Origin of the sequence: Exilibacterium tricleocarpae (assembly GCF_007004655.1) — a bacterium.
GTDB lineage: Bacteria > Pseudomonadota > Gammaproteobacteria > Pseudomonadales > Cellvibrionaceae > Exilibacterium > Exilibacterium tricleocarpae.
On the sequence record NZ_ML660091.1, the window covers coordinates 162,525 to 184,259 of the forward strand.

Consider the following 21,735-nt stretch of genomic DNA (forward strand, 5'->3'; position numbering starts at 1 on the left):
CGGCCGATGGCGGCGGGCGGCGCGTCGCCCAAAGAGTTGGCCGACTAGCCACGTGTTAACGGCCACCCCAGTAGCAGAACAGACAAGGTCACTGCAGCGATAAATACGTTCATGGGGAGGCCCACCTTTAAAAAGTCTTTAAATTGATAGCCGCCTGGCCCATACACCATAAGATTTGTCTGGTACCCAAGCGGTGTAGCAAAGCTCGCCGAGGCGGCCATCATAATGACAAATACGAAAGGCTCATTGTTGAGCCCGGCCGTCTCAGTCATTTCCAACACAATGGGGAGCATCAGTACCGCGGCGGCGTTGTTGGTGATGGTTTCTGTCAGCAGGGAAACGGCGAGGTAGGTGAAGATCAGCATCAACCAAGGCGTGCCGTTACTCAGGTCGATAATGCTGTTGGCAAGCCACTGCGCCACGCCCGTTTTTTGTAGCGCAGCGCCCAGTGCGAAGGCGGCGGCGATGGTAACAATAACGGTTAAATCCAGGCTTTTTTCGGCCTGGCTGACGGAACAGCAACCGGTAATGATCATCAGGCCGGCGCCGATCAGCGCGGCATTTAACATGCTGATAAACCCGAGCCCGGCGGCTCCTACCACTGCGAATAGAATGGTCCAGGCCAGGTAAGCGCGCTCGTGTCTGGGCGGTTCAGCGTCCAGATCGTTGATCAACAGGAAGTCTTTGTTATAGCGTTGCCGGCTGACGAATGCCGGCCTCGCTTCCAGCAGCAGGGTATCGCCGGCTGCCAGGCGAATGGTTCCGAGGTTACCTTTTATACGTTCTCCGTTTCTGGCCACAGCCAATACCACCGCACCGTAGCGATCCCGAAACTTCGCATCGCGGATATTTTTCCCCAGCGCCGCGCAGTGGGGCGAAACGACGGCTTCCACCAGCCGGCGTTCCGCGCGATCCTGGTTCAGGGTATCGGCATGACCGTTTTCGGGGGAGGGGACAATGCCGTTGATACGCAGCAAATCCGAGATGGCCTGCGTATCGCCGGCAAACACCAGGCGGTCGCCGCCGTGTAAGATTTCTTCCGACGGTACCGCTGTCACGATCGTGCCTTGGCGTTCGATTTCCGCCAGGTACACGCGCTCCAGGTGACGAAGCCCGGCTTGTGCGACTGTCTGGCCCACCAGGGGTCCGTTCGGAGCCACGGTGACTTCAAGGGTGAACTCCCGCAGATTGCCAAATGCTTGTTTGTCGCTGCGATCGGGCAGCCATTGGGGGAAGAAAAACCAGATAAAAGCCACTCCGGCCAATGCCACGGGGATACCGACCGCCGCGATCGAAAACAGGGAAAAGCCGGCTTCACCGGTCAAGCTCTGGTACTGGCCGTTGACAACCAGGTTGGTGCTGGTGCCAATCAGCGTTAAAGTTCCCCCGAGGATGGCGGTATAGCTCAGGGGAATCATCAGTTTGGACGGTGGTATGCGGATTTTGCGCGACCAGGCGTGGACAGCGGGAATCATCGTGGCCACCACGGGGGTATTATTTAAAAAGCCGCTTAGTAGCATCACAGGCGCGAAAATTCGGCCCAGGGCTGCTCTTGTTGATGAGGGTTGCCCCAGAACCTTGTTTACCAGCAGGTCGATGCCGCCGGACCCGTGAATGCCGGCGGCCACCACAAACATGGCGGCCACTGTAATCAATCCGGCATTGGCAAAGCCTGCCAGGGCCTCAGTACCGGAGAGAATCCCAAAGGTGCTGAGTATAGTCAGCACGGCCATCATCACCAGATGCGGGCCGATTCGCGTTAACGTCAAAATCCCCAGGGCTCCGACCGTCAGAGCCAACGAAAGCCAAGCTTCCCACTCCAGCATATGCGCCTTTATTTTAAAAGTGCGGAGTTTAAGCATTGGCGCCTGTATAACCAAGTAAGATAAATTCATAAAGTTATATCAAATCATAAGGTTTACGGTGAGTTTGTTGCTTGACACAATCCTTTTCTGAGATGAGTCTGGCGATGCGGTCTATAACAATCGTGATTTGTTGTCCATGGGTGCAACCATCCGATCCTTGTCACCATGCCGCGTAGAGCTGGTGATTGATAACCATACGGTACCGGTCTACTGCCTGTGATCTCCGAAATTGCGCATAATGCATATTATGTTAAATAATAAATAATATTAGTCCCCTGGGTTAATGTTCGAGCACGAATCGATTTAAGTTATTGCTTTTGCGAATCATTATCATTACTATTGCGCGTAAGTTTCTGTCCGTCTACTCCAGTCGATTCCTGATAGTTGGCGGCTGTGTACTTCTGTTGGCATATCAGGCGTGAGTGATTCGTATGTTCCACCAACAAGCATCCTTTCAAAACACGCCGTTTTCCTGTTTTCGTTTTCAGCTCAGATATTTACACCGTAAAAACTACTTTACTCCTAATATTCATGTAATTAATGCCGTCATAAACAGATGAAAAGAATAAGAAAACTAAAGAAAGGTCTGATTTTGATCTTTTGGGCCTCTGTTTCAATTAAGTCTTGGACCTTGGAGCTGGATACAGAAACAGAAAAGACTTTTGTCGAAGAAGTCACTGTAATCGGCCAAAAAATCAGCCGTTCTCGACAAGACACTTTGGAAAGCGTAAGTGTTTTCGATTCGGACAGTCTGGAGATGAATTCGAAGGCCGATAATTTTTTCGATATTCTGGAACAAGCCGCCAATGTAACCCGCAATGGTAGTTTTGATTTTTCGATCCGCGGTATCGCCGGCAATGGACCCACCGGGGCTAATAATGGCGCAAATACCATCGGCTTTTTTATCGACGGCGTTAATCAAAATAGCCGAGGAACACAGGCCGGGTCGGTGTCGCTTTGGGACGTAGAGCAGGTAGAGATTCTTCGGGGAGCACAATCGACCACAGCCGGTCGCAATTCCCTTGCAGGTGCTTTTATACTAAAAACCAAAGATCCGGAGTTCGAACACGGTGGTCGCATAAAAGCCAGCTATGGGGACTATAATACCTACCAAACGGCCATAGCGCAGACCGGAGGGATAACCGAAAAGCTGGCATTTCGCCTGAGCGTAGACAGACAACACAGTGATAAGTTTAGCGAGAACTCTGTATTGAACCAGAGTGACTACGATCGTGAAACCAATACCACTTCTCGCGCTAAACTACTCTACGAATTCTCTGCCGACACGAGTCTGCTCTTCACCGTAAACGACAGCAATTTTCGTGATTACGGCGACGATACCGTGCAAGGCGACCCCTTCGACAGGCAATCGAACTGGGACTATCCCGCCACCTGGTTCACAGATACCAGGAATTATGCCTTGAAATTTGCAGCCAAAATCAGCGAGGCCTGGCTGTTTTCAGCAATAACGGCTCATTCCGATGCTGTTTTCGATCGCGACAGTGATCCCGACGGTGCGCTTGGCGAGGCGGTGCTTGTTCAGGATACACTCGATGAAAACTGGAGTCAGGAATTTCTCTTTAATTACGACGGAACAAAGACACAAGCGGTTGTCGGTGCCTATTTTGCCGGCGGCTCTCTAAAAGATACATTTTCCACGCAAAACGCATTGTTGGACTTGGACGGCGCGGGCCCTCTTCCCGGAGTGTTCCTTAATTTTGGCAGTGAATCCACCGAGAAATTCGATACTGCGGCTATCTTCTATAACGCCGACTACGCCTTGTCCGATAAGTGGACATTTATCAGCGGTTTGCGCATTGACCATGAAAAGCGTAAAAACGCGATAAACTCCAGTGGTGAGCGCCTGACATCAACCGGTAACCCGGTTTTCGATGCCGGTATCGACGAGCAAATTTCAGGATCCGGTGAATCTACAGGAAACGATAGCTTTACGAATGTATTGCCGAAATTGGGGATTGACTATCGTTGGTCTGAGCATCTCGCGACGGGCGTTCTGGTCCAGCGCGGGTATCGTCCGGGGGGAGTGTCGGTAAATGTCACCCGCAGCATCGCCCGGGCTTATGACGCTGAATTCACGACTAATTATGAGTTCTCCATGCGCGCCAATTGGTTGGACAACTCGCTCACCGTCAACACCACCCTCTTCTACACCGATTGGCAGGATCAGCAAGTGAATATCGAAGGCCCACTGGGCAATTTCGATGACTACATCGTTAACGCGGCTGAGTCTTCAGTACAGGGGGTGGAGCTGGAGGCACGCTATACACGTGATCGTTGGACTTTTTATACGTCGATCGGCTTAGTAAAAACAGAGTTTGACCAGTTTGAAATCAATACCGCAGAACTCTTTGACGACAACTCCCCGTTAACGGAGTCGGTTTTCAGCGGCAACGAGTTTGGGGCTGCGCGCGACACGACGTTTGCAGCCGGATTGTTGTATCAAAACTCGACGGGACTTTTCGCCAGTGTGAATATCAACCACGCCAGTGACGCTTATAGCAATTCATTCAACACTTTAAAGCTTGACGAATTCACCTTGATGAACGCTAAGCTTGGCTACGGACACGAACGGTGGTCTGCCTATATCGTAGTGAACAACCTTTTTGATGAAGACTACGTTGCCGAACGCTACACCGGCCCTAATGGAATCGACACCGATGCCGTTGTGGGTGATCCCAGATTGGTGAGCATAAATCTGGAGACACACTGGTAAAAACGCCATGCTAAAGAGCAGAGCAAACGCGATGTTTAATACGAACGTGGTTTTTAACGCGCTCTTTAATGTAGTTAAGTCCTTTCGGTTCTGGTTTTGTGGGCCGCTGGCGTTTGCGCTCGCCATCCTTATCATGCTGGGTATGGCTGTTTGGTTCCCCGCCGGGGTGGCAGGCATTGATAACCTGGTGTTTCCGTTGCTCAGCTTTCCATTGATATGGGCAATACTGCTTTTCTATGCCTACCTCGAGCGCCGTATTGCGTATGTCACGACTGTTTTTGCTATTCTGTTGGTGAGCCATATTGCCCTGCTGACTTATCATTTTATGGGAACACACTAGCGTGATTAAGCTACCGCAACAAGAAACAAAGTCGCTTGTCGCCCTGCATGGCTGGACCGCCGTTGTGCTCGGGTTTTTACTCTACGCCGTTGTTGCGACAGGCACGGTTGCGGTGCTGGCCGATCAGATTCTGCATTGGTCAGTCGGTAGTGTTAAGCCCGCCAACCCATTCCAATACGATGTAAACGGGATCACTCGCAGTCTGGCAGAAAAAGTAGAGCCGAAATTTCATGAAGAAATTGTCTACAGCACGTCACCCCGTGGGAATCTGGAGGTCTTTTTTCATACTCACCGGGAAAACCCCAATGGCGAACTGGAAGATTACGGCGTGCAGTTTGAAGTCGACCCAGCTACAAAAGCGATTTTACAAGAAAGGACAGGCACCGCTACTGAGTTACATAATACTAATCAGTTTGAAACTCTAAGCCGTTTTCTTATCGATATTCACACAGAGCTACACCTGCCCCGCCCTTGGGGTTTGCTATTGACAGGTATCCTTGGATTGGGGATGCTGGTGGCCGCAGTCTCCGGTTTTATGATGCACCGTCACCTGTTTGCTGACATGTTCGTACTGCGCAAAAAGGCTAATACTGTACTAAAAAAACGCGACAACCATATTGTAGCGGGTACCTGGGGGCTTCCCTTCGCCTTTATTCTGGCGTTTACCGGCAGCTTTTTTAGCTTTGCCGGCGCTTTTGGTATCCCCGCGATGGCAATGGTCGCTTTCGGCGGTGATCAAGAGGCGATGATGCGCACGGTTGTCGGTATGCCTGAAACCGAGAACAATGAAAGTGCTGCAACGGCCAACCTAAACACCGTTGTCAGTGACAGCGCCCGTCGGGTCGAGCAATACCCGACTTTTATGCTGGTATCGCACTACGGCCGGGGCGACGCCAACATTTTGGTGTTTTTGGAACCGCCAGAGACGACTATTGAGCCCATTCAACTGGAATACGATGGCGTAACCGGCGAGTTCAGCCGCCAAAAGCCGGCTTTAGGTCTGGTGCAGTCGGCCGGGTCGGTCGCTTTTTCCCTGGTCGGCCCCCTTCATTTCGGCGATTTTGCGGGGCTGCTTTCCCGCCTTGTCTGGGTGGCGTTGGGATTTGCGTCCTGTTATGTCATTTTAAGCGGCTTGTCGCTGTGGGTGGCGAGGCGCGGCAAGCGATGGCATAGATTTTTATGCTTTGTTTACGCCCTTGGGACCGGACTGCCGGTGGCCATGCTTGCGGCGGGAATGGGATACTTTGTGGCATTGGGTTCGGCTGCCAGTGCGGTATTCTGGGTGCCGGTGAGTTTTCTGGCAGCCTCTGCGCTGGTAGTGATGCCGGCGATGATTGTCAAGTCGCCCCAGGTATTCCAACGCAATTTGTTACTTGTGTGTGGCTTACTCTGTTTTGCGCTTCCCGTCCTGCGTATGGTAACAGGTGGTCCCGGCTGGCTCGAAGCCATAAGCAGTCAAAATACTGCCGTTATTCTCGTCGATGCGATGTTAGTTGTCAGCGGCAGCTTTGCTCTTTGGCTGAGAAAGAAAAGCCACGATGATATTTCTTTACCGGCCCAAAAATCACCTGATCGCCCCACCAACGGCTTACCCATAGAGCCGATTTCCGGGGGCAGTGTATGATCACTTTGATATCTTCTTTGCTGGCCGTACTGTGTAGCGGCATCGGACTTGTCGTCCTGTCAAAAAGCGATGCCAAGCGGCATCGAAAAGATTCTGAGCACTGGCCTTTGCCAAAGTCCATTCGATGGCTGACAGTGGTTGCTGTGTTGCTGCCGGGGTTTGCCCTCGGGTTTACAGGGTTGGTATCCAGCCTGCTGGTCTGGTTGGGTGCTATCACTGTTAGCGGCTGGTTGATTGCCCTGCTGCCCAGAAGACTGACTTAACTACCCTCCCCTATATCTAGAGAATATCCATATGACTGTATCGACAAACAAAAAAATCGCTTTGCCTTTCGTTTTAATTCTGTCCCTATTTGTAGGTAATACCCATGCCGACACTGATTCAACTAGCATCCGTCATTACAAAGGCGCAGATGTCGGCGACTATCAGCAAGCGACTTCTCTGTTGAAAACTTACAATGAAACACTGCAGGCTATATTAAAAAAAGAAACGCTAACGAGCACAGATGCCGGCAATATTCACAAGCTTACCTACACACTTGAAAATGCCTTGGAAAAGATGCGGTCTGATATTGTCAAGACCGCTGAGATCTTAGAGGAGCTTCACCTTTCGTCTGAACGCAATGATGTCGATAAAATGAAAAAATTCGGTAATGATTACCTATCGAGAAGCAATCAAATGTTAACTTTTTAAAAAAACCACGGCAGTCGTTTGGCCAGCCGAGCCGCGGCAGGCGATTTCCGTGTGCTAGGGCCTGTTAACACTAATTGAGTTTTTAGTGTCCCTAGCGCTTCATATCCGGGTCGGCCCAGCTGTAAGAGGCAGGGAAAGGTGCACAGGCGGGAAGTAGACCACCTGCCGGAGGACGGGTGGTCTACTTAAGTCTATAGCTACAGAAAGTTAGAACTATGATGACCCATAGTCAAAGTCATCCAAAGTTACAATAACTTAGACCTTCGGAATCAATAGCAGGTCGATCCGCCGATTCTTCACCCTGCCCTCCGGCGTCTCGTTATTGCCGATGGGGCGCGATTCGCCGTAACCCACGGCGTCGATACGGCCGGTGACATCACTGGGACGGTTGGCCAACAGATAGTCCCTGACCGCTTCGGCGCGCTTTTTCGACAGCACCAGGTTTTGCGCGTCGCTGCCAAAAGAATCTGTATGCCCTTCCACCACCACGGTGCCATTGGGGTATTGGCGCAATGCCTGCTGAACTTTCTTGAGCAAACCGAAATACTGGGACTCGATATTGGCGCTGCCGGAGCCAAAATTCAAACCTATCGTGCGGATGACCACATTATCCCCCTGGGACAGCACGATCGCCTCGCTCGGTGAAAACAGACTTTCCACCTGGCGCAGTCGTTGGCGGTGTTGCTCCTGTTTTTCCAGCCGTTGCGACTGAACCCCCAGCTTTTGCTCCATCGACTGCATTTCCGTTTCCAGGGCGAGTATCTGATTCTGGCGCTCCGCCAACTCAAACGCCTGTTGCCGCAGTTTTCCGATTTCCTGCCTGATCTGCTCGGTGGGTGGCGCCAGACCTTCGTCAAACTCCGCGACCAGATCCAGCGCGCTGGCGATTTCCACCACGGGGTTTTCCGATTGCAAAATCAGGTCCTCCGGTGAGATTTTTTTGCTCCGCAAGTCGGTGACGATATCGGCGATGTAGATGGCATGCTTGGCTTCGTACTTGGCCTGTTTGGCCAGCAGCCGCGGCTCATCGGTGTCGTAGCGGCTGGCACTGAGTTTTGCTTCAGCGTCCTTCAACAGCGCCTGCGCTTTACTCAACGTCTTCGGTGCCAGGCGATCCACTTTCGCTTTCTTGGCACTGGCGATCAGTTTGCGCGCTTCACTCAGGTAGTTGACCTTGATGGCTGCCAGCTCGGCGTCGCGATAGGTCGCCTCGGCTGTATCGGCATACTTTCTGGCCCGGTTCACATTACCGCTTTCCAGCGCGCGGGCGGCAGTGGCAAATTGCTCTTCCGCCTCCTTCCAACTGTCTTTGGCGTAATCGTTGGCCTGGGCTGCCTCGGCATTGTTGCGGGCCTGCACGGCCGTGGTAAAGGTGACATCGGCCAGGCGCGTGGCTTCCACCGCCGTGTTGAAATACTCGATGGCCCTATCCAGGTCCTGGCGTATTCTCTCGATACTCTGTCCGCGTTTCAGACGGCCCTCGGCCTTTTGGTAAAGTTTGGTGGCCTCGCCATAGCTGCGTGGCGCCAGAATATCGGCCCGGGCGTCCTTTGCCGTGCTGTAGATTTTATCCGCTTCGCTAAAAAGGGAAGCGCGCATAGCACTGCTGTCGGCCGCTGCCGCACTGCTTAAAAACAGCAGCAGTAGCCCTGTCGCAAATGGGTTGCTGGTCATTATAGTTTTGCCCATGGGTTGCCTCCTGGTGGTTACAAATCAGTAACGCGCATTGCGCCTAACTATGGCCGGATAGTACCGGAATTCGGGGCTTTTTCATCAACGTCCCCCTTTTTTTGAGAACTGGTTCTTTATATCAGTCACTTCGTTCGCCGGGGCCGGTCCGATTAGGCTTCTTTGCGACGCGCCTGTTTGCGGTTGTGCTCGGTCTCCATATGTTCGAGTTTGTAAATCAGGGAACGAAAGGTCTGGCTGTTCTCATCAATGATTTCATAGGGGAAAACAAAGACCGGATCAATGGCCGGTGCGGCGCGTTTCAATTGGAAAAAATAGTCGACGATCTCCTGGCCGATTTCCACTTTGGCGTCAAACCCGGACAGATCGACCAGTCCCACCACCTGTTCGACTGCACCGCGGGGAAAAGCGATAACATCGACGATATGACGGGTATCACCGATGGCAATGTCTTCGCGAAAGTCGATATGGTCACCCTGTATACTCTGGCGAATATCCTGGGCACTGCGATTGCTGGCGTGCTCAAGTGTGAATTTGAGCAGACCGCTGATCAGCGGCTGGGCGCTGGCTTTGGCATCGCTGCCGGGAGTCTCAGTAGCCTCTTGTTGGCGCATAAGGGACTGCCACAGGTAGCGGGTAATCTGGGTCCTGCCGTGTTCGAGCTGCTCGAAATTGTTGTGTAAATAGTGAAACGCTTTCTTTTTCGGGCGGCTCATCAGCACATTCAGCTCCCCTTTTCTTTTGTCGGCGTCATCGCCCTGCTTGTAAGCACTCAAATTGTAACGGGTGATATCCCAGAAGTAGAATACATAGTCTCTTTCCTTGCCCTGTAAGGCGGCTCCGGCGCCGTCCAGTATATCCTCACCCCGATTGACTTTTCGTAAAAATTTGTCTTTGACGGATTTGACATAGGGCTGGTTTTTCAGCAGGAAGTAACACAAGGCTACGTCGGTCTCCAAATTGACAGTAGTCCCGGTGGACTTTTCTATCTCACCGATGCTGCGGGCCACGTAATCGAGGTAGCGGTCGATCATCTCGGTTTCGATGCCTCTGAACTTACCGCTGCGCGGTTTCTTAGAGGTGGTAACCGCCTGCTCGCTGTAATCCACTGCCACGGATGGTGGCTGTTCCGGCAATTGCCACTGCATGACTTTCAATTCACCGTCGTAGACGTATTTGTTGGAAAACTCGATGATATCGGCCGGGCAACGGTAGTGTTCGTCCAACATCACTGCCGCTTGTTTGATCGCCTTGACCAGGGCGAAAATATGCGAACCGCCACCTTTGAACCCCCGCGCCTGGGTCGACCTCAGGTGTTCGTCCAATTCATGGTCTTTAAATAAATAATCGTCAATAATAGAATCTTTCTGCAGAACCGTTTGCTTGTCGTCACCCACAACAAGCATTTTTTTAGCTCTGAACAGCAAAGAGATAGCGTCGTCGACCCGGCATTGGGTGGCCTCATCGACAATCACAAGATCGAAGCTCTGCTCGGTACAAGGCAACAGAAAGGGCACTACCTGCTTTCTGACCACCCATACCGGGAAGGTGTCGTAGAGTTTTTGCCGGAGTTCTTCGAATACACTGCCGCTGTCAGCAATTGACGTAAACTGTTTGAGGTTGTCAACCAGCGCCATGATACTGGTGACGGCATTGGTGCCGCCTCCGCGCTTCGGCGCTGTCGCCGCCTGGATAATCCTGCGCAGATTGCCGGCGAAGCGTTCTTTGACGACTTTATCCTGCTGTTGATATAAGTCCTCAATCTGCTCGAGATCGCCCTGGATCGAGCCGCCCTGGTAGGACTTGCCGGTGGCGCCCGACTGCCGGGCAATACCGCGATACAGGTTCAGGGCGCGACTCGGTTCCTCTCCGGTTCGAATACACTCGTGGATATCCCGCAACAGGGCCCAGACTCCATCGGACCAGTTCCCTGCGCAGTCCAGCAGCGCTATCTGGTCTTGAACCATCCGCTGTAAGCGTTTTGTCCTGACCATCAGGTGAGACCGAAAACCGGCGCGGATTTTGCGGGTAATCCTGGTCAGCTCGCCGCCCTGATCCGCCGTTTCGAGCTGAATCACTTCTTCCAGATAGCGAATAAGTTCATGGCGCGGGTGGTCGGCGGTAATAACCTGGAACTGTGCCAGGTCTTCGACCTTTTTTTCCAAGATCAAAGATAAAACCTTTTCGTCATCCTGCAACCTGGCCATCTCACTGGCACGGCTGCCGGCAGGCAGCTTGAAGAATTGATAACACGCTTCCATATGGTGTCTGATAAGGCTGTCTCGATTGGCAACGAACGCGTCTATCAATGCCCGCGACCGCCCCTCTCCCGCGGTCAGTAGCTGTAAAAACGCAAGGAGGTCCCGAGTCGGCGACCCGTCGCTGTGCTTGCTCGGCTCGCGTTGTGCAAAAGGCACTTCCTCGCCCATATGGGCGAGCATTTTGTCGGCGATCTGTGCGGTGAGGCCAGCGATTTTTTCGCGCAGCGCCAGCATTTTTTTCTCCAGATTGCCGCTTCTGTGACTCGCACCTGACCCCAGCTCCTGAACTTTGAAAGCCTTTGTCAGGCCGGCCACGCAATCCGCCAGCGCCTGCTCACCCACCTGCACGTCATCGACCACGTTGACGGCGCTGAGCAGCAGTTCCTTCCAGCGCCGCTCGGCGGGTGTGCCGCGATCGGAGCCCACCAGGTACTGCTGCAGTTTTTCCATCAGCGCCTCGATAGCCGCCTGCTGGTCGCTGACCACCAACACCCGCTGGTTACTGCTTATACAGTGAATCAGCAGGTTCATAATCGTGTGGGTCTTACCCGTACCCGGCGGGCCCTCGAGCAGCACCAGATCGTGGTGATCCAGCCCATCCAGCAATTTGCGGGTGCTCTGCGGCGGACTGCCGGGCATCCAGATAGTGGTATTGCGCTTGCCGTCAGCGCCGGCCCGCGGCTGTCGCTCGGGGGGCAGGTCCCGGGCCAGTTCCGGGGTCAGGAACCTGCCGAGCAAGGAATTATAAAAGCGTTGCATCGATTGATGGGCGATCAGGTTGATATGATCCAGATCGTGCTCGAGTGCCTGGTCGATGGGGCTCAGCAGCTTCTGCGCCCGGTAGAGGTAGACACCTTGCAGGTCGCACTCGATACCGCTGACCTTGAGTTCGCTGAGAATACCACCTTTACCGTTTTCATCCCGGTAACCGAAAAGAATTTCCCGGGTTCGGTCGAATATATCTTCTTTTACCGGCAGGTGGCGGACCAGGTGGATGCGATCGTTCAATTGATCGATGCTGATGGTCTGGGCCAGCAGGGTCTGAAAGAACTTATCGACCTGGTCGACACCGGCGGCGGTCTCGCTGAACTTTTCCACCAGATGGGCCAGGGCCAGATGGTTCAGGTAAAAGCGGCCGTCCTGCTTCGAGGTCAAGTGAACTCCCCGACCCGACTCCCGGATACTGACCTTCATGTAATACAGTGGAAACTGGAAGCTACGCAACGACCGATTATAAGTGAACAGTGCGTCGACGATTTCGAAGCCCAGATAAAACTCGCTGGAACGATCGGCAATAAAGCGGTCGCGAAACTCAGTGGACTCTGTAGTGCCCAGCTCAAAGTAAAACTGATCTTTTTCGAAGGCTTTGACGTCGTGAGCAGACAGTGGAATCGAAAACTGGGACAGGGACTCTTTACTGCCACCCTTTTTTGCTTCCTGGTCGTCTCCGTTACCGGCAGCCACCTTCAACGACAGGTTTTTGTCGGCGAAAATCTCCTGATAGTCAACGGTGATATTCTTCTCGTGCAGCCTTTCCCCCAGCTTCGGCCGGTACAGCTCCACATCGGCCTTGCGACCCGAGGCACCCCGTTGCGGAGTCGACCTGGCACTCGATTTGGCGGCAGTGGCCTGGGCAGTCCCATCGGGCGCCAACTTTTCGGCCAGTTTTGGGTAATACCGGCCGGTTTTTTGCAGCACATCTTTACGCAGGGCCAGATCGCTGGTAATGCTGGTGCTGCCTTTTACAAAACTAAATTGAAACAGTTTGTGGTAGGAGATGATTTCCTCGAGTACATCGTTGGGATGTTGCAGTTTCTCGTCATACAACAGTTGGTCCAGCGCCGGCAGGCAACGGCGGCTGACGGTGATATAGCCGGATGAGCCCTGGCGCTCCTCGATATCCTGAATGATCAAATGGTCCAGGTCCATTCTGGACGATTTGAAATAAAAATACTCGCGATTCAGGAACACCGCTGAACTTTCGAACGGTTCGGGTTTTGCTTTGCTCAACTCAGTTTTCAGCAGTGTTCTGAGGATGGCCCGAAAGCGACCGAAGATAAAGCGTGGAATAAAGATTTTCTTTTGTTCGGCGGCATTTTCCAGCGTGTAGACATAGAACCCATGGTCGTTTTTAAACCGCTGGATATGAAATATATTGTGGCGATCGCCCTTTCTCGACAGTCTGGTGTCCGTGTTAGCCCGTTTAAAAATAGAGTTTTTCAAAGCTTATCCTAATGGTCTTTTTCTGCCTGCTTCAATAGTGCACTAGCGGATTAACAGGGAAACCCTGCGATTGCGGGCCCTGGCGGCTTCGAGTTCCGGTCCGCGCTTACCCGTGACGTCCACCACCGGGCGGGTGTGGGCGTAACCGACCGCCCGCAGTCGCTCCGGCGCAAAACCGAGGTTACCCAGGTGCAGTATCATACTGCTGGCCCGCTTTCCGCTCAGGCTCCAGTTGGTCACGGTTTCATTGTCGATAATGCGGTAGTAAGGCACATCGTCGGTATGCCCTTCCACATCAACCAGGTAGTCGGTTTTCAATATGACCCGCAGCACCGGATCGATAGCGCGCAGGGCATCGGTTTTGATAATCGCCTTACCCTGGTCGAACAGCACACCGGTATCGAGATCGACCCGCACGCCGTCTTTGCCCAGGTGAACCGAGGCCCCGGGGACACCGGGGATGCCCTCGATGATTTCCTCCAGGGAATCGGTCAATTCGACCAGCGTATTCTCCGTGGTGCCGGTCATAACACTTTTGATTTTTTCAAACGAGCCTATCTCGATTTTGCTCATGGTCAGCAACATCACCAGGAACACACACAAGATGACCATCAAATCGCCAAAGCTGATGTAAAAGGCGTCGAGCCCCTCCTCGTCGTGCTCGCCGGCCAGTTGCTCCAGGCTCATGGTTCAGCGTCCAGTTTCTTATTGGCGACAACCGGGTTAAGCCGGCGTTCCTCGCGTCGGATCAGCACACTGACCCGATTCATCAGCAGTTTATGAGTCTCCAGGTAGAGGTTGTTGTGGTGCTCGAGGCGCCCCGCCAGCGGGGTGAACACCAGGGAGCCGAGGACGGAGCCGAACGCGGTGGTCATCAGCGCCAGAGACATGGCCGGCCCTATGCGGGAAGGGTCCTCGAGAGACTGTAACACTTCGATCAGTCCGATAACGGTACCAAGAAGACCCAGTGCCGGCGCTATTTTTGCGCCTTTGTTCAGCAGCGAGACAGCCACCTTGCGGGTCAAAAACACCGAGGCTACACGGTTGGTCACAAACTCTTCTATTTCCTCGTAAAAGAGTTTTTCTTTGATCATATGCACGATATCGTTGAGCAGTTCCCCGGTGATCTCCTCCCCTTCGCGCAGCGTCATGATACTGCTGCCTTTGATAATCGCCTCGTCGAGTTCATCGATAGTGGTGTTGAGCTGGCGTGAGGGGCTGCTGATAAACGAGCGTATCGTCAACAGAAACGTATGTAGCAGCGTGGCCAGATCAAACTGGAACAGCAAACAGCCGAAGGTGCCGCCGACCACAAAGAAAAAGCTGCGAAAGTCGTTGAACATAATGGTGCTGCCCGATTCAATACCGCCCTCGAGGTTGACGGCCGAGACTAGCACGGCGATCAACAGGCCGGCGCTGAAAAATACCGTTATCGGGTCAAAGCGTTTACCTGATGCAACCAGGTATTTGTGTTCTTTCAAACCATTCATGCAAACGTCTCCATGGCGTTACGGGTCGGTGGCGTCGTCGTTCACGTCGATCAGTTGATTGCGGCCGATCTCGTAGACCGTAAACTGTTCCTGCAGCGTGCGGGTAAAATGATTGGCGTTGGCCGAATTCAGCACGGAAAAGCGCACGACGTAGTCGTCGGCAATCGAGATCAGTACCTTCATACCGCGGCGCAGAGACTTGATGCTGTCCGCTTCCAGTTCGTTGACGGCTTTGATCTGAAACTCGTTACGCAGCGAATCCCGAGCCTTGAAGCTGTCCCCTTCGACATAGAGCAACTCGGCGGTGCGCTTCTCGATGCTGTCCAACTCCTCATTGTCAAAAAACAAGACACCCAGCGGCACCTGTTCGTCGTCATCAAACATAATCAGGCAGCGGGCCTGGAACTCCGGCACCCGATCGAGCATATGGGTGGGCACATCGATAAGCTTGCGAAAGGCTTTGACTTTGATAATCCTGCGCTTGAGGTCTACCTGCTCGACTCTGCATATCTTGGTGTTTTCCGGCAGGTTCTGCTGCGAATCCAGTGCGCGGGAGGCGCGACTGAGGGACTTCTGCTCCGCAATCAGTCGCTGGGTCAGTGCGGTGACCTGTTCCTGCAGTGCTTTGTTGTCGGCTTCGAGGCGACGGATTTCTTTTTTCAACGCCCGGTCGCTCTCTTTGTCGCCGCCGTCTGTGGACCAAAACGCTTTTTTCGGATCGGTCAGGGTGGCTTCGTATTTGGCAATTTCGTCGTAGAAACTCTGCAGGACATGCCCGACTTTATTGGTTTGCGGCAATTCGAAACGGATACAGGGCAGGTATTCATTGACTCGGGCAGGTTGCGACTGCGGTTCCTCTTTATCGGGCACCCTGGCGCGGATTGAAAATACAAAGCTGTCGAGGCAGGAAAGGATGTTTTCCAGGTTGGATACATAGCCGTGGGCGTCGAGCACCGATTTGATAATCGCGGCCGGGTTGGAAAATAAAACCTTGTCGACGGTTATATAAAAATATTTGCCCTCGCTGTCGTAGTCGACGGCGGAAAGGTTCTTGCTGAGCGAGGCCTTTGACAGGTCCGCGCCCTCTTCCTCCCATATGATCTGTAGCTTTTCTTTATCAAAGATAGCCATAGTCTGCTGCTCGCGCGGTTTACCAAAACATATTGGTTTAAGTGCGGGAGTCTGAGAAAGGCTATCGCATCAGTGAAACATCGTTAACGTGTTTCCGGAGAGGTGACGATACAGTCCGGTGCCGGTCTTTTTCATCCTGACTTTTTCACCCTGATCAACCTGTCATCCGAGACATTTTCAGAGATTCCCTGCGGCAGACTATCACCAAATCTGCCGCGGGTTCTAATGGTTTTGGGCGGCAGATGTCAAAAACCTGGGGCAGATCACAGTAGTAACCCGACGCCTGGAACAAAGCACGCCGGGTGTGATATCGGGAAGATGGACGGGGTTTGGCGGTGGCTTGCAGCGGCTGTCAAAATGGCTTGGTGGCCCCGAAAAACGCCACTGTGGCAATACCTATCCAATACACATAGGCCAGGTTGCGTCCTGTCTGTATGGATTTTTCCAGGGTGCTCTCCAGTACCGGGTCTTCTTTTTGCGCCAACTGCCGAAAGATCACCGTCCACTCGCGCATGATAAACCGCAGCTTCAGGCCGATCACCAACAGCAGTGCGTAAATCAACACCTTGGCGGAAAACCACTTCTGGCCCGTTTCGGCGTTAAAGGGTCCGTAGCCCATCAGTGAGGCGAAGCTGCTGATCAGCAACAGCGGAATCACGACAAAGCGAATGGCCTCGTCGATCCGGGTCAGGCGAATGCCGCGATCGGTCTCCCGGTAGACAAACGCCGCCCAGCACAGCCCCAGCCAGAACGCAAAGAACACCCAGGTGGCGATCAGGTAGCCGCCGCCAAACGGCTGTACACCCCAGATCACGCCCATATGCAGGCCCAGGGGCAGCAACAGAATGATACCGGTGCGGGCGAGAATATCGATCCGGTAGGCCGTTTCCATATGCCGGCGGCGTTCATCCATGGGCAGTTTGCGGTTTACCACGTTGTAGGAGGTCTGGAATACGCCCCATTCACCGCCCAGCCAGTAGACCATGGCGATAATGTGGAGCCACTTCAGTACGGCCAGCTCTGTGATACCCATCAGTATGTCCCCTTGTTCAGCGCTAATCCGGATTGCAGTAGCGAACCAGCATAGCCGCGCGTGTCGGCCTCGGCTTTAACAATTGTCAAATGCGGGGCTTTGCCATCGATGGCTGGTAACCTTGTCTGCCTCTCTGCAACTGGGTAAATTTTGTACCACTTCACCACCTGGTGACATGTCGGATAGACGCTGTCTGTATCTCCCGCACTCTCCAACCGGCACAGCTACCATCGGCCCCAGCGACCTTCGGCTTTACAGTCCTATTCTCCGGCAGACAACCTATGAGGGTGTTAGAGCGCGGCCGCCTGCTGCGCCGTCAATCCCACTTGCATCCAGCGCAGGTTCATACCCAAGCGCCGGGAACCCACCTCGGACCAGATATAGGTCACTGTCTTGCCACTGGCGTCTTCAATCAGCCCCAGTTTCAGAATGGGTTGGCGGGTGTTCTGGTAGGTCAACCTGGCCAGTTGCACCGAGTAGCCGGTTTTATTGCCGACGTCATCGAAGATGGGTACTATCTGACCCTCGTTGTGGATACTGAATTCTTTCACAAACACCCATTCCTCAGGGGCTGCATCGGGATCGACTTTCTGCCGTTGCAGCCCCATCCAGCCTTTGAAATAACGCACTTTACGGTTTTTATGCGGCTCGTCGCGGCCGAATATTTTATTGCCTCCGGCGTCGTAGGCTTTGTCGCCGATCCAGATTTCCGTTGCCGTCAGTCGCAAGGTGTCGGTGATGTAGATTTCTTTCTTCGACCGCGTTGAATAGAAGTGGCAGGCCTGCGCCTGCATATGGCCATCGAAATACTCGCCGTTGTATTTCCAGTAGACTTCACAGCCCGGCACCGTGCGCAGCTCCTCGAGCGTAATCGCCCGGATCAGATCCGGGTTGCGATCGGTATAGCGATATTTGTGCTCTTCCTTGAAACTGTAAATCGTTAACTGTATTGCCCCTTGGCGCGGGTTTTGAGTGAAATGGTAGAGGCGCTGGCGATACACCGCTTCGTAATCACCGTCGGTGTACTGCTTTACGAAGTAGGTATGCGTGCCGATATTGGGCGCCGAGACCGGCAGGAAAATATGGTGGATATGTTCGTGCAGGGCATCGCCCTCCAGGCCGTCAACCTGTTGTTGCCAGACCTGTTCGTAGTTGTTGTACTCGCCGCCAAACCAGCTTAGCAAACGCGCGAAATCCGCCTCCAGGCTCTGCTCGCCAACGGCTTTGCCGGTCTGGCCCGCAGGGCCGGCGCAACCGGCTGTAACTGCCAGTAGTAGTAGTGCCGCGGTCGCGGCCCCAAATACGGTTCTGCGAGTCATTGCTACCCCTGCTCTCTCAATTGAATTTGATATAAATGATAAGCCGTTACGATAGTCGGGCCGACGACTAATTAGGACAGTACAATAAAATTTATTGTTATGTCTATAGGTCTTTTGTGGTGAATCGTGGCGTCGATAGATATGCCCGCTATTTACCCTGTCATACCGCAAGTGTCCGGCCGCAGTGACTCCACTTCCGGGTCCCCTGCATTTAGCGGCAAGGATAAGGATCATGGTTACGCAGTCTGCATCTCAGCCAACACAGCCCTTACACCAAAGAGGATGGCGCATTGATTTATGTCAAAGTTGGCCACCTAGGTTAACAACGGCCGAGTAGCAACGGGACGCCTGGAATGGCACTGCTTTAAGCAAATTTGCGCAGTTTATCGACCTCCACACTATCCCTAACGATCTTGGTTAAGAATATCGGAAGTAGGTTTACCGCTGGGTGGGGCTTTCAGAAACTCTCGACAGCAGGGATGCTGTCGGGAAATCCCCAGGGATGGGTTCACGATGTGTTTCTGAAAGCCCCACCCAGCGGTAAACCGGCCAATTAGCACACTTTTGCTTAAAGCAGTGCCATTCGGGACGCCTGCAACTTAGCAACTTAGTGCACAGAAACTCATTATCCGGTAGTGTTTGCCGAGTAGATACGATAACTGTCGGCGCTCGATCCTTGTTATGGAATCATTTAACGTTTAATCGCTTAAGTTGCTGGGTTGCAGGCGTCCCCCAGGTATTGGGCGTCTAAGTTGCTGGGTTGCAGGCGTCCCCCAGGTATTGCAACCACTATAGCGTGCAGCCGGCATCGGCCTGGCCGGGCACCAGTTTGACATGACTGAGCTGAAGGCTTAACGGGCCCGCCGCCTGCACTTCCAACGGCACATTGACACTGGCCATATCCGTGCCGGCTCGGGCGAAACAACTGAGTTTCAAGTGTGCCAGTTGCCACCCCCGGTTAAGTTTGCCGGCGAGCTGCTCGGTGATGTTGACACCACCGGCGCAATCAGGACCGCAGCCCAGACTGAGCCGGGTCTGACTGACACCAGCGCCGATAACCTGATAACCGATTTCCAGCGCCACGCCGTCAGCGGCTTGCCCTGACAGATCAATCGGTTCGCCTTCGATGGATAGCTGCGCCCGCCCCCTCCAGACAAACAAGCTGGTGTCTTCCTGGGTTTTGTGATCGACAGCGGTGGCCGCCAGCGCGCCGGTGGGACTCAGCGCCTTGCCGGTGGTTACCTGTACGGTGCCGCCGGTATCCCTGATCACCAGCCGCCAGGGGGCGACCGGATCGCCGGTGCTCAGGAAACTGTCGGCCAGGCCGGCGCGCACCGCCAGTTGCGGGTCCTCCGACAAGGTGCCGAGACTGACGCGATCGCTGTAGGTAAGTCCCCCACCGTAGGCAAACAGCGGATTGTAATCGGCGTCGCCGATATTGACGGCGGTTTGACTGGCGCTGCGGGGCCAGGAAAACGACAGCTTGCCGGTAAAATCATGCTGTATGCCGCCGTCCGGCCCACGCAACAAAACATCGGCTACCCCACCGCCCTCGGTACCCGGCAGCCAGGCCGCCACAAACGCATCGGCGGCGTTGATTTCAGGATTTACCCACAGGGCGCGACCGGACAGCAATACCGCCACCGTGGGAATACCCGCAGCTTTGAATTTTTGCAACAGCGCCAGGCCGGTTTGCCCGGGCAGGTCCAGATGGGCCCGGTCGCCCTGGTATTCCGCGTAGGGGTCCTCACCAAACACCACCACAGCCACATCGGGCTTGATACTGTAGTCCCCCTCTTCGCTTAACACCGCAGTGCCGCCGGCGGCGCTTACCTGCCGGCGGATGCCCGCATAAATAGACGTGCCGTTGGGAAAATGCGCATTGCTGTTGCCCGTCCCCTGCCAGGAGAGGGTCCAGCCGCCGCTCTGCTTGCCGATATTATCGGCACCGTCGCCGGCAACCAGTATGCGCGCAGTGGGCGACACCGGTAGCAGTTGCCCCTCGTTCTTGAGCAGCACCAGTGATTGTCTCACTGCCCGACGCGCCAGTTGACGGTGAGCCGGCGCGCCGAGTAACTCGTAGCGCCCGGCGTATTGACGCTTGGAAGGCAGGCCGGCATCGAATAAACCGGCCCTGAATTTCACCCGCAGAATGCGGCTCACCGCCTGGTCCAGACGCTGCTCGCTGATGGTGCCTTCTCTGACTTGAGCCAGGGTATTGGCAAACAACCCGCGCCAGCTATCCGGCGCCATAAACATATCAATGCCGTTGTTAAACGCCGCGGCACAGGAGACGTTGCTGCAACCCGCTACCTGCCCGTGACCGTTCCAGTCGCCCACGACAAAACCGTCGAAGCCCATCTGCTGTACCAGCACGTCGGTCAACAAGGCTTTGTGGCCGTGCAGTTTGCGCCCGTGCCAACTGTTAAACGACGCCATCACCACCTGCACGCCGTGCCTGATCGCCACCGGATAACCGGCGCCCTGGACATCCCGCAACGCCGCTTCGCTGGAGCGGTTATCTCCCTGGTCGCGCCCGTCGACAGTACCGCCGTCGCCGATAAAGTGTTTGGCCGTGGCGATCAATTGCGTATCGCCGAGAAAGTCGTCGCTGCCGATAGCGCCTTGAATGCCCTCCACCAAACGGCCGGCATAGGCTTTGACGATAGCCGGGTCCTCGGAGTAGCTCTCGTAGGTGCGCCCCCAGCGGTCATCGCGCACCACGGCAATGGTGGGGGCAAACGTCCAGTCGAGCCCGGTCACCAGCATCTCGGTGACGGTCGCGCGACCGATCGCGTACATGAGGTCGGGATCATTGGCGGCCCCAAGGCCGATATTGTGGGGGAAGATGGTGGCACCGACGATATTGTTGTGACCGTGTACCGCGTCTGTACCCCAGAGCGTCGGAATGCCGGCGCCGCCATCCCCGGTATCGGTAGAGGCCTGCCAAAATTCATCCGCCAGTGCCAACCAGGCCGACGCCGGTGCCCGGTTGTCACCACCTGGTGCCGAGTTGCCGCCGTTCAGTATCGAGCCGAGGTGGTATTCTCTGACTTCGGCGGGCGTGACCGAGGCGATATCGGCCTGAATCACCTGGCCGACTTTTTCCTCGAGCGTCATACGTGCGAGTAGTGCTGCGATCTGCTGCTCGAGCGCCGGGTCCTGCGGCAACGGCGGTGACTGCTGCGGCCAAATAGCCGGATTGATACGCGGCGCCGGCGCAGCACCGGCGGCCTGGTGGCTGTCGAGCCGGGGACTTTCGCTCCGCTCGCCGCTACAGCCCAGCACTAGAACTACAAGGCCTACAAAATAGAGAAGAGTACGCATTCTTAA

The 21,735-nt window shown here is 54.3% G+C and carries 14 protein-coding genes; 5 read left to right on the forward strand and 9 right to left on the reverse strand.

The annotated features are described in order from the left end of the window. Positions 1–44: 44 nt before the first annotated feature. On the reverse strand, positions 45–1,769 hold the full coding sequence (locus FKG94_RS08925; RefSeq protein ID WP_246125048.1) for an SLC13 family permease: 1,725 nt from the start codon (positions 1,767–1,769) through the stop codon (positions 45–47). A 652-nt stretch (positions 1,770–2,421) separates the two neighbouring features. On the opposite strand from FKG94_RS08925, the gene FKG94_RS08930 reads away from it, so the two are divergent. The 5 genes from FKG94_RS08930 to FKG94_RS08950 are packed head-to-tail and all read left to right on the forward strand — an operon-like array spanning position 2,422 to position 7,256. Then, the gene (locus FKG94_RS08930; RefSeq protein ID WP_142903878.1) at positions 2,422–4,599 is read left to right on the forward strand and encodes a TonB-dependent receptor; all 2,178 of its coding nucleotides are present in this window, start codon (positions 2,422–2,424) and stop codon (positions 4,597–4,599) included. 31 nt (positions 4,600–4,630) lie between these two features. After that, positions 4,631–4,939, forward strand: a complete 309-nt coding sequence (locus FKG94_RS08935; protein WP_218943486.1) for a hypothetical protein — start codon at positions 4,631–4,633, stop codon at positions 4,937–4,939. Position 4,940: 1 nt separating this feature from the next. Beyond that, positions 4,941–6,563, forward strand: a complete 1,623-nt coding sequence (locus FKG94_RS08940; protein ID WP_179957564.1) for a PepSY-associated TM helix domain-containing protein — start codon at positions 4,941–4,943, stop codon at positions 6,561–6,563. Next, the gene (locus FKG94_RS08945) at positions 6,560–6,826 is read left to right on the forward strand and encodes a hypothetical protein (protein ID WP_142903880.1); all 267 of its coding nucleotides are present in this window, start codon (positions 6,560–6,562) and stop codon (positions 6,824–6,826) included. Before FKG94_RS08940 ends, FKG94_RS08945 begins: the two co-directional genes overlap by 4 nt. Positions 6,827–6,857: 31 nt before the next feature. Then, positions 6,858–7,256, forward strand: a complete 399-nt coding sequence (locus FKG94_RS08950) for a DUF6746 family protein (RefSeq protein ID WP_142903881.1) — start codon at positions 6,858–6,860, stop codon at positions 7,254–7,256. 255 nt (positions 7,257–7,511) lie between these two features. On the opposite strand, the gene FKG94_RS08955 is transcribed toward FKG94_RS08950, so the two are convergent. The 8 genes from FKG94_RS08955 to FKG94_RS08995 form a co-directional block, all read right to left on the reverse strand. Further along, positions 7,512–8,945 (reverse strand): OmpA family protein, encoded by a 1,434-nt coding sequence (locus FKG94_RS08955; protein ID WP_142903882.1) that lies wholly within the window; start codon positions 8,943–8,945, stop codon positions 7,512–7,514. Positions 8,946–9,097: 152 nt separating this feature from the next. Beyond that, positions 9,098–13,429, reverse strand: a complete 4,332-nt coding sequence (locus FKG94_RS08960; RefSeq protein WP_142903883.1) for an AAA domain-containing protein — start codon at positions 13,427–13,429, stop codon at positions 9,098–9,100. A 42-nt stretch (positions 13,430–13,471) separates the two neighbouring features. After that, positions 13,472–14,116, reverse strand: coding sequence for an OmpA/MotB family protein (locus FKG94_RS08965; protein WP_142903884.1), 645 nt, complete (start codon positions 14,114–14,116; stop codon positions 13,472–13,474). Further along, positions 14,113–14,919: a MotA/TolQ/ExbB proton channel family protein gene (locus FKG94_RS08970; protein WP_142903885.1), complete on the reverse strand. Its 807-nt coding sequence runs from the start codon at positions 14,917–14,919 to the stop codon at positions 14,113–14,115. Before FKG94_RS08970 ends, FKG94_RS08965 begins: the two co-directional genes overlap by 4 nt. A gap of 18 nt (positions 14,920–14,937) precedes the next feature. Next, entirely contained in the window at positions 14,938–16,050 is a 1,113-nt protein-coding gene (locus FKG94_RS08975; protein ID WP_142903886.1) for a hypothetical protein, read from the reverse strand. 352 nt (positions 16,051–16,402) lie between these two features. Further along, positions 16,403–17,083, reverse strand: a complete 681-nt coding sequence (locus FKG94_RS08980; protein WP_142903887.1) for a hypothetical protein — start codon at positions 17,081–17,083, stop codon at positions 16,403–16,405. A gap of 290 nt (positions 17,084–17,373) precedes the next feature. Further along, entirely contained in the window at positions 17,374–18,402 is a 1,029-nt protein-coding gene (locus FKG94_RS08985; RefSeq protein ID WP_179957565.1) for a chromophore lyase CpcT/CpeT, read from the reverse strand. Positions 18,403–19,191: 789 nt separating this feature from the next. Continuing rightward, a complete protein-coding gene (locus tag FKG94_RS08995; RefSeq protein WP_142903889.1) occupies positions 19,192–21,729 on the reverse strand; it encodes a glycoside hydrolase family 3 protein in 2,538 nt (845 codons plus the stop codon). Positions 21,730–21,735: the final 6 nt, after the last annotated feature.